The 8,325-nt window shown below is 68.8% G+C and carries 8 protein-coding genes; 1 reads left to right on the top strand and 7 read right to left on the bottom strand.

Annotated features, from left to right (window positions below; genetic code table 11):
- Positions 1-23 precede the first annotated feature (23 nt).
- The 4 genes from LZ005_RS14330 to LZ005_RS14315 are packed head-to-tail and all read right to left on the bottom strand — an operon-like array spanning position 24 to position 2,974.
- Complete coding sequence (locus tag LZ005_RS14330) at positions 24-860, bottom strand: alpha/beta hydrolase (RefSeq protein WP_237808751.1); 837 nt, start codon at positions 858-860, stop codon at positions 24-26.
- Positions 857-1,201 carry a DUF1840 domain-containing protein gene (locus LZ005_RS14325; protein ID WP_237808750.1) on the bottom strand — a complete coding sequence of 115 codons (345 nt, stop codon included), beginning with the start codon at positions 1,199-1,201 and terminating at the stop codon, positions 857-859. Before LZ005_RS14325 ends, LZ005_RS14330 begins: the two co-directional genes overlap by 4 nt.
- A gap of 49 nt (positions 1,202-1,250) precedes the next feature.
- On the bottom strand, positions 1,251-2,471 hold the full coding sequence (locus LZ005_RS14320) for a nitrate/nitrite transporter (RefSeq protein ID WP_237808749.1): 1,221 nt from the start codon (positions 2,469-2,471) through the stop codon (positions 1,251-1,253).
- On the bottom strand, positions 2,468-2,974 hold the full coding sequence (locus LZ005_RS14315) for a hypothetical protein (protein ID WP_237808748.1): 507 nt from the start codon (positions 2,972-2,974) through the stop codon (positions 2,468-2,470). Before LZ005_RS14315 ends, LZ005_RS14320 begins: the two co-directional genes overlap by 4 nt.
- A gap of 91 nt (positions 2,975-3,065) precedes the next feature.
- Here LZ005_RS14315 and LZ005_RS14310 point away from each other — a divergent pair, with 91 nt between their 5' ends.
- Positions 3,066-3,815, top strand: a complete 750-nt coding sequence (locus LZ005_RS14310; protein ID WP_237808747.1) for an ABC transporter substrate-binding protein — start codon at positions 3,066-3,068, stop codon at positions 3,813-3,815.
- On the opposite strand, the gene LZ005_RS14305 is transcribed toward LZ005_RS14310, so the two are convergent.
- The 3 genes from LZ005_RS14305 to LZ005_RS14295 all read right to left on the bottom strand — a co-directional run bounded on the left by LZ005_RS14305 (position 3,809) and on the right by LZ005_RS14295 (position 8,208).
- Positions 3,809-5,329 (bottom strand): YifB family Mg chelatase-like AAA ATPase, encoded by a 1,521-nt coding sequence (locus tag LZ005_RS14305; protein WP_237808746.1) that lies wholly within the window; start codon positions 5,327-5,329, stop codon positions 3,809-3,811. The genes LZ005_RS14310 and LZ005_RS14305 overlap by 7 nt on opposite strands.
- Positions 5,330-5,440: 111 nt before the next feature.
- Positions 5,441-7,741 (bottom strand): xanthine dehydrogenase family protein molybdopterin-binding subunit, encoded by a 2,301-nt coding sequence (locus LZ005_RS14300; RefSeq protein WP_237808745.1) that lies wholly within the window; start codon positions 7,739-7,741, stop codon positions 5,441-5,443.
- Positions 7,738-8,208: a (2Fe-2S)-binding protein gene (locus LZ005_RS14295; RefSeq protein ID WP_237808744.1), complete on the bottom strand. Its 471-nt coding sequence runs from the start codon at positions 8,206-8,208 to the stop codon at positions 7,738-7,740. The genes LZ005_RS14300 and LZ005_RS14295 overlap by 4 nt, the downstream gene beginning before the upstream one ends.
- Between the last annotated feature and the right edge of the window lie 117 nt (positions 8,209-8,325).

The raw sequence follows: 8,325 nt of genomic DNA, 5'->3' as shown, positions 1-8,325 counted from the left end.
TCGCGTTATCGGGGTTTTTTGCTTTAGAGGCGCTGCTGGAGCCAGCGGGCCAGATCGTCGAAGGCGCTCGGCGCCTCGGGCTCATTGAAGACTTCGTGGTAGCAGCTTTCGTAGACGTGCATTTCGGCCATGCCTTGCTGCAGGCCGGCGAAGAAGCGCTGGGCGCCAGCCGGATTGACGAGGTGATCGTCGCCCGCCACGATCAGACAGCAGGGCAGACTGAGCGTGCCCGCCTGGGCCTGGCAAACCTCGATGGCCTGGAGCATCGATTGCAGCAGGCGCGCACTGATCTTGTTGTGCACGAGCGGGTCCTGCCGATAGGCGCGCACGACGTTCGCATCGTGGGACAGAAATTCGGGCCGCAGCCCATTCGGCACACCGAACCAGGGCGCCAGCCGCAACATCAGGCCGAGCAGGCGGCGCTGCAGCGCAGACAGATCGACCGCCAATGCCGGCGAACTCAACATCAGACCGCGCAGCGGCGAGCGCCGGCTCAGGGCAAACTGGGTGGCGAACAGGCCGCCCATGCTGTGGCCGAACAAGAAGGGCGGCTGGTCGAGCTGGCGCGCAAAATCGTCGATCAGCAGCTCGGCGTCCACGAGCAGCGGCGTCCCATTCGGAACATCGCCCCGCGCGCCGCCCGAACGGCCATGCCCGCGCAGATCATAGCTGCGCACGGACAAGCCTTGTTCATTGAAGAACCGGGCGATAGGCGTGTAGCGCCCGCTGTGTTCGCCCAGACCATGCATGAGCACGACACCGCCCTTGGCCTGGGCGCGTGGCAAAAGATAGTCGACGACGGCCAGCTCGGTGCCGTCGGGTGCCACCATCGTGTGGCGATGGATCTGAACGTCCGTCACACGCCCCAGACCACGTCGTGGCCTTTGGCTTGCGCCGCGCGCAGCATTTCCATCAGCGGAAACACGCGGGTGGCGAAACTGACGCTCTGCGCGCCTTCGTGTTCCGCATCGTCGTCCGCGCCATGGTGGTGGGCGTCGATATCGTGCTGGACTTCATCCGACACCGGATGGGCGCGGCTTTCCGCGACTTCTTTTTCCAGAATGGCCAGGGCTTGCGGCGCTTGCTCGGCGGTGATGACGCCACGTTGCGTATCCTTATGCAGCAGCGTGAGGATGCGCTTGGCGTGTTCGCCGAACATCATGACGTCGGAGGCCGCTTTCGAACGAAAAGTGATCAGCATGGGTTCCTCCAATGCGGCTGGGTAGGCTCGAACAATAGCACGAAGCCCTTCAGTTTTCAGCGGGCGCGGCAACGCGGCGCAGGAGGAAGTGCAGCCAGCTCAGCACCTGCAGTCCGACGCAGCAGGCGAGGGCGGCGCGCAGCGCCGTGGCGGCATCGGCGCCATGCGAACGGAACACATCGATCAGCACACCAATCCCCCATTGCACGACGAAGGCGCCGACGAACAATTGCAGGTTATAGGCGGAATTGATGCGGCCCGCCTGGCTGGCGGGAAAGGCCAGGGCCAGATGCGACTGCACGATCGTGGTCACCGGCACGAACAGGGCCAGCACCAGCCACCATCCCCAGCCGCCAAACAGCATGCCGAGTTGCGCCAGCAGCATGGCGCCGATACCCCAGCCGATCAGGCTGTGCGCATGCCAGCCGCGGGCTGCCAGGCGCGGCGCGGCCCAGCCGAGCGCGAGGTAGGCGAGCATCAGCACCAGATTCAGTACAAACAGGATGGAGCTGGTCTCGGCCGTCGTCTTGCCCAGCACCTGGCTCATCCACGGCCCGGCCCACAGGGTTTGCAGTGCGAAGAAACTGCCGTGATTGATCAGGCCCAGCAAGGCAAAGCGCCAGAAGTAGGCGCTGCCGAAGATCTTAGCGTAGGCGCCGTCGGCGCTCGCCGCCGCCGCCGGCAGCGGATGGGCGCGCTCGACATCGCGCAGCAGGAAGAAGATGGCGGCGGCCACCAGCACGATCGCGCCCGCTACCACCCAGAACACGCCGCGCCAGCCGATGGCCGGGACCGCCATCGTGACGGGCAGGGTGGCGCTGAGGGCGCCCGAGGTGCCGGCCACCAGCATGAAGCTGGCCAGCCGGCTCTGCTGCTCCGGCGCGAACCACTGGCGATAGGCCTTGAAGGCCGCCATCAGACAGGCCGAGACGCCGACTCCGATCAGGGCGCGCCCGATCCACAGGCCGGTCAGGGTCGTCGCCGTGGCGAACACAGCGGCGCCGAGCGCGGCGATCAGCAGCAGCCCGGCTTCGATCCGGCGCGGGCCATAGCGGTCGAGCCAGACGCCGAGCGGCAGCTGCAGCGTGGCGAAGCTGACGAAATAGGCCGAGGACAGCAGGCCGAGATCGGCGCTGCTCAGATGCAGGTCGGCCACCAGCACGGGCGCGATCACCGCGTTCACCGAACGCAGGCCATAGGAGATCAGGTAGCCCGCCGCGAAGCAGAGGAAGACCTTGAGCGCCGTGGCGCCGCGCAGCGTGCTGCTCATGGAGTCCTTTCACGCGGGACGAAGCCCGCCAGGAAGGTGTCGGCCTGTTCGGCATCGATCTCGCGCGCCGGGCCCATCACGATGACCTGGTACAGGCGCCGCCCCTGGGCGCGGAAGCGGCCCTGCAGGCGCGTCGCTTCGCCTTTGATCTGGCCGTCGGCCACGATGTCAGCACCGCTGCCGACCGCCTTGCTGCTGGTGATGGTCCCGCCGATATTGCGCACCATGGCCAGCTGCATGGCCGTCAGCGCACGCTGCGCCTGGGCCATATCGGGCACATCGGCCCAGGCGATCGCGAACACCACGTGGTCGACCTGGGCCGCCGTCATGCTCATCGCGACTTTGATACCGTCGAGATCGACCTCGCGCGTGTAGCTGGCGGGTTTGTCGGGGAAGGTGGCGCGATAGCCGGTCGGCGCGTCCTGGTAATCGCGCCAGTTGTATTTCGGGCTGCAGCCGGCCAAAACCGCGCAGACGAGAAAGATGCGGATAATATTGTGCATATCCGCATCCTAGCATGCGCTCGCGCAAGGCTCGACAGCTGCGCCTGTTGGTTGTTATAGTCGTTTAACCAATATTTCAAAGGAGGGTAGGATGCGTCTTTTGCTGGCCGCCCTCGTCTGTCTGTGCAGCCTGCCGGTCCAGGCCCTGAGTCTGCGCCTGTGCACCTTCGATAATCCCTTTCCCCCGTACACCATGCCTGACGGCAGCGGCCAGGTGCAGGAATTGATCCGCCGCGCCAGCCGTCCGCTCGGGCTGCGCATCGAGGCGACCTATGCGCCGCGGCGGCGCTGCCTGGCCCTGGCCGAACAAGGCAAGGTCGATGCCCTGATTGGCGGCTACGTGCGTGAGCGCGAACGTTATGCGGTGTATCCTATGGATGGCGAGCATGCCGACCCGACGCGTGCGCTGGCCGTGACGCGGTTTATGATCTATCGCCAGCGCGACTCGGCCGTGCGTTGGGACGGCCAGCGATTGGGTGGCCTCGGCGGGCTGGCTGTTGGCGTGCAGAGCGGTTTCATTCATGCCGATCTGCTGCGTGCGATAGGCGTCGCCGTCGATGATGGCGCCCATACCGGTGAGCAGAATCTGGCCAAACTGGCGGCCGGGCGCCTGGCCGCCATGGTTGGCTCCGAGAACGATGTCTCGCCGATGCTGCAGGCGGCGTTCAAGAACCGCATCGAGATGCTGCCTGTGCCATTTCATGTGACGCCGCTGTACCTGATGGTCGAGCAGCGCTACTACCATGCTCACAAGGCGACTGTGCAAAGCCTGTGGGACAACATCCGCACGGTGCGCGCCTCGCCCGACTACCAGCGCCTGGTGAAGGACTGGCGCTACTGATCGGCTTCGGGCAAGCCGCGCCGCAGCTGGGCGGCCTCGCCCACATGCACGGCCTCGACGGCCTCGTGGCCAGCCAGATCGGCAATCGTGCGCGCCACCCGCAGCACGCGGTGAAAGCTGCGCGCCGACCACTGGAACTTGCGCATGGTGTCGCGCATCACGCGCAGCGCCGCCTGATTGAGGTGGCAATGGCGCGCGACCGCCGCCGCCTCCAGATGCGCATTGGTGCAGCCCTGGCGCGCCTGTTGGCGGGCATGGGCCTGCGCCACCCTTGCAGCCACCTGGGCCGTGGATTCGCCCGGCCGCGCGCGCGTCAGTTCGGCCGAGCTGACCGGCGCGATATCGATGCGCAGATCAATGCGGTCGAGCAGGGGACCGGAGATGCGTTGCTGATAGCGCGCGATCTGCTCACGTGTACAACGGCAGCTGGCGCCGGTCTGGCCCAGATACCCGCAGGGACAGGGATTCATCGCGGCCAATAGCTGAAAGCGGGCCGGGAACTCGCTCTGGCGGGCCGCGCGCGAGACCGTGATCGTGCCCGCTTCGAGCGGCTGGCGCAGCACCTCGAGCACGTGGCGCGGAAACTCGGGCAACTCATCGAGAAACAGCACGCCGCCGTGGGCCAGTGAGATTTCGCCCGGACGCGGCTGGCTGCTGCCGCCGACTAGGGCCGGCGCCGAGGCTGAGTGGTGCGGGGCGCGGAACGGACGCCGTCCCCAGTGCTCGGGACGGAAGGGCTGGTCGAGCGACTGCAGGGCCGCCACCTCGAGCGCGGCGTCGTCGTCGAGCGGCGGCAGCAGGCCGGGGAAGCGCATGGCCAGCATGGTCTTGCCGGCGCCGGGCGGGCCGATCATCAGCAGACTGTGGCTGCCGGCGGCCGCGATTTCGAGCGCGCGCTTGGCCGCTTGTTGGCCGCAGACTTCGGCCAGATCCGGGTACACGGGCGCGGCCAGCGGCAGCGCGCCTTGCCAGGCTTGCAGGCGCGGGGCCTGCGGGTGGCGGCTGAAATGGGCGCAGACCTCGAGCAGGCTGGCCGCCGGCAGGACGGACAGGCCACGCGCCAGACTGGCTTCGGGCGCATTGTCGCGCGGCAGGATGAATGCGCGCGCGGGCGTGCTGCGTGCCAGCGCCAGGGCCGTGGCCAGCGCGCCCTGGATCGGGCGCAGCTGGCCGGACAGCGATAGCTCGCCGGCAAACGCATACTGGCCGAGCGTGCGCGCATCGATCTGGCCGGAGGCGGCCAGAATGCCGAGCGCAATCGGCAGGTCGAAGCGGCTGCTGGCCTTGGGCAGATCGGCGGGACTCAGATTGACCGTCATGCGCCGGCGCGGCATTTCCATGCCGGCGTGCTGGATGGCAGCGCGCACGCGGTCGCGCGCTTCGCGGACGGCGGCGTCGGGCAGGCCGACGATGGTGAGGCTGGGCAAGCCGTTGGCCAGATGCACTTCGACCTGCACTTCAGGCGCCTGCATGCCGCACAGGGCGCGGCTATGCAGCACGGCCAGCTCGTTCATGGGCCCTCCTCACAGAATCACCGGTCGATTCTGCGGATGTGCCCCGGGCCCGCGCTTGCGCTGGCCCAAAGGTGCGTCAGGCGCCGTCCAGCCCAGCCCCCGGCGCCAGTCCTAGCCCGCCGCGCCGTTCAGGCGCTCCAGTTCGGGCAGCAGCGGCATGCGCCGCAGCCGCTGGCCGCAGGCTGCAAAGATGGCGTTCGCGACCGCCGGCGCGATGGCGGCGATGCCGGCCTCGCCCACGCCGCTGGGCGGTGCCGCGCTGGCGACGATGTGCACGTCGATGCGGCGCGCCGCCGCGGCCATGCGCATCATCGGATAGCTGTCGAAGTTGTGCTGCTCCACCTGGCCGTCGCGAATCGTGATCTGTTGTTCCAGCGCCGCCGACAGCCCGTCCTGAATGCCGCCTTCGATCTGTGCGCGCACGCCGGCCGGGTTGACGATGATGCCGGCATCGACTGCCGCCACCACCCGCTCCACGCGCAGCTGCGCACCCTGCACGCTGACCTCGGCCACCAGCGCCACCGCGGTGCCGAATGTGTAGTGCATGGCGACCCCGCGCCCGCGTCCGGGTGGCAGCGGCTGGCCCCAGCCGGCGGCCTCGGCGGCCAGTCGCAGGGTCGCGGCCAGGCGCGCGGTATCGCATTTCTGCATCCCGAAAGCTTCGCGGTAATTGAGCACGCGTCCGGCGCCGATCCAGTCCAGGCGCAGGGCGACCGGGTCGTGGCCGCTCGCATGGGCCAGCTCGTCGATGAACTGTTCGATCGCGAAGGCATTGACCACGTGGGCCGGCGCGCGCCACGGTCCGCGCGGCGCGGCCGACTGCATGGGCAGGTAGTCGACCTGGAAGTTGGGCAAATGATGGGCGGGGAAGCCGTCCCAGAAATATTCCATCAGCGCGGGCGGCAATCCCTTGGCCAGATAGGCGGGGCCATGCAGGGCGCTGAGCGCGCTCTGCAGTGGCGCCGGCACCGACTGGTAGCGGAAGACCATCGGATGCGAGGCCAGCCGGTGGTGCCAGCCGCTCACCTTGCCCTGGGCGTCGAGGCTGGCGCGCAGCCAGTGGCAGGCGCCCGGCCGGTAGAGGTCGTGCATGAAATCGTCTTCACGCGTCCACACCAGCTTCACCGGCCGCCGGACAGCCTGCGACAGCAGGGTGGCCTCGACCACCACATCCTGCTGGAATTTGCGGCCAAAGCCGCCACCCATGCGCGCCAGCTTGATATGGATGGCCATCGGATCGATGCCGGTGATCTCAGCGATCGCCTGCAGGGCCTGGTCCGGTGCCTGGGTGGCCAGAATCGCGTTGACCTGGCTGCCGTCCGGCGCCACCGCGACCAGCGCGTTCTGCGGCTCCATGCAGGCATGCGCCACCAGCGGCGCCTGGTAGCGCGCTTCGATCACCCGGGCGGCAGCGGCGCGCGCTGCGGCCACGTCGCCGCTGGCGACCAGCGGCGTGCCCTGGTCGGGGTCGGCCAGCCGCTCCCAGGTGGCGCTGTACTCGGCGGCGCTGTCCTCGTGGGCGGCCGCACCCGGCCCGCGCTGCCATTCCAGGCGCAGGGCGGCGCGCCCACGCAGGGCGGCCCAGAGGTTATCGGCGAGCACAGCGACGCCGGCGGCCAGATGGCCGAACGGGGGCATGACGGCAAAATAGGTAAAGTTGGCCGGCGGCCGCGGCAGCCGGATCACGTCGCGCACACCGGGCACGGCACGGGCGGCGCGATCGTCCAGGCTGGCCAGCTCGCCATCGAGGTAGGGGCAGCGCGCGATTACGGCGTGCAGCATGCCGGGCAGCTCAGCGTCGATACCAAACACGGGCGCGCCGCACACGATGTCGCGTCCCGCGCGCTGGTGCTGCGGTTTGCCGATCACACGCCAGGAGCTCGGCGGTTTCAGGCTGACCGGCCCCGTGTGGGGCGCCTGGCTGGCCGCCCGCGCCGCCATCTCGCCATAGGTGGCGCGGCGGCCGCTGGCGCCGTGGAACAACTGGCCCTGGGCGGTGCTGATCGTCTCCGGGGCGACCTGCCAGGCCGCGGCCGCCGCCGCCATCAGCTGCAGGCGCGCGCGCGCCCCCGCCTCGCGCAGCGGTTTGAAGCCGGCGCGCACGCTGTTCGAACCGCCGGCCGTACTCTGGCCGGCGCCCAGGTAGGAGCGCACGCTGGCGCCATTGCGGCGCACTCTGAGTGGCAGCGCTTCGATACGTACCTGTTCGAATCGCACGTCGAGTTCCTCCGCGATCAGCATGGGCAGGGCAGTGGCGACGCCTTGCCCCATGTCTGGCACGTGGGCGCCGATCACGACGCTGTTGTCGGCCTCGATGCGGATGAATTCGCTCAGAGTCTGGGGATTGGCCGCACGGCCCGGGCGGGCCAGGATCAGCAGCGCGCCCGATTGCAGGAAAGCGCGCCGCTTCATGCCGCGCCTCCGCCCAGGGCGGCGGCAGCGCGCTGGATCGCCGCCCGCACGCGCGTATAGGTGCCGCAGCGGCACAGATTGAGCATGGTCGCCGCGATCTGCGCCTCGCTCGGGCGCGGGTGGCGCTTGAGCAGCGCGCGCGCCGCCATGATCTGGCCAGCCTGGCAATAGCCGCATTGGGCCACATCTTCGTCCAGCCAGGCCTGCTGCACGGGGTCGAGCTTGCCTTCCCGGGCCAGGCCCTCGATCGTCAGGACGCGCTTGCCGGCGACGGCCTGCAGCGGCAGGACACAGCTGCGCGCCAGCTGGCCATCGACCTCGACACTGCAGGCGCCGCAGGAACCGATGCCGCAGCCGTATTTACACCCCTTGAGGCCGAGGTGCTCGCGCAGCGCCCACAGCAAGGGCAGCGTGGGGTCGGTGTCGAGGATGGCACGGCGGCCGTTGACTTCAAACGCGATGGGCATGGCAGCTCCTTCAGGTGAATAGGAGCACCATGCTAGGGACGGCCGGGCCGGCCGCGCCAGCGCCAATGCGTGAGCCGGCGCGCTTATTTCGCGGCCTGCCGTTCACGCTTCGTGAAT

The organism is Massilia sp. TS11 (assembly GCF_022012445.1).
Lineage (GTDB): Bacteria > Pseudomonadota > Gammaproteobacteria > Burkholderiales > Burkholderiaceae_D > Telluria.
Note: the sequence above shows the minus strand (reverse complement) of the source record. Positions and strands in the feature narration are given on the sequence as shown.

What these genes read in the sequence shown, in the direction of transcription:
- LZ005_RS14320 (WP_237808749.1), bottom strand. Translation starts at nt 2,471, where the DNA reads ATGAGCAGCACGCTGCGCGGCGCCACGGCGCTCAAGGTCTTCCTCTGC.
- LZ005_RS14300 (WP_237808745.1), bottom strand. Translation starts at nt 7,741, where the DNA reads ATGAAGCGGCGCGCTTTCCTGCAATCGGGCGCGCTGCTGATCCTGGCC.
- LZ005_RS14315 (WP_237808748.1), bottom strand. Translation starts at nt 2,974, where the DNA reads ATGCACAATATTATCCGCATCTTTCTCGTCTGCGCGGTTTTGGCCGGC.
- LZ005_RS14305 (WP_237808746.1), bottom strand. Translation starts at nt 5,329, where the DNA reads ATGAACGAGCTGGCCGTGCTGCATAGCCGCGCCCTGTGCGGCATGCAG.
- LZ005_RS14325 (WP_237808750.1), bottom strand. Translation starts at nt 1,201, where the DNA reads ATGCTGATCACTTTTCGTTCGAAAGCGGCCTCCGACGTCATGATGTTC.
- LZ005_RS14295 (WP_237808744.1), bottom strand. Translation starts at nt 8,208, where the DNA reads ATGCCCATCGCGTTTGAAGTCAACGGCCGCCGTGCCATCCTCGACACC.
- LZ005_RS14310 (WP_237808747.1), top strand. Translation starts at nt 3,066, where the DNA reads ATGCGTCTTTTGCTGGCCGCCCTCGTCTGTCTGTGCAGCCTGCCGGTC.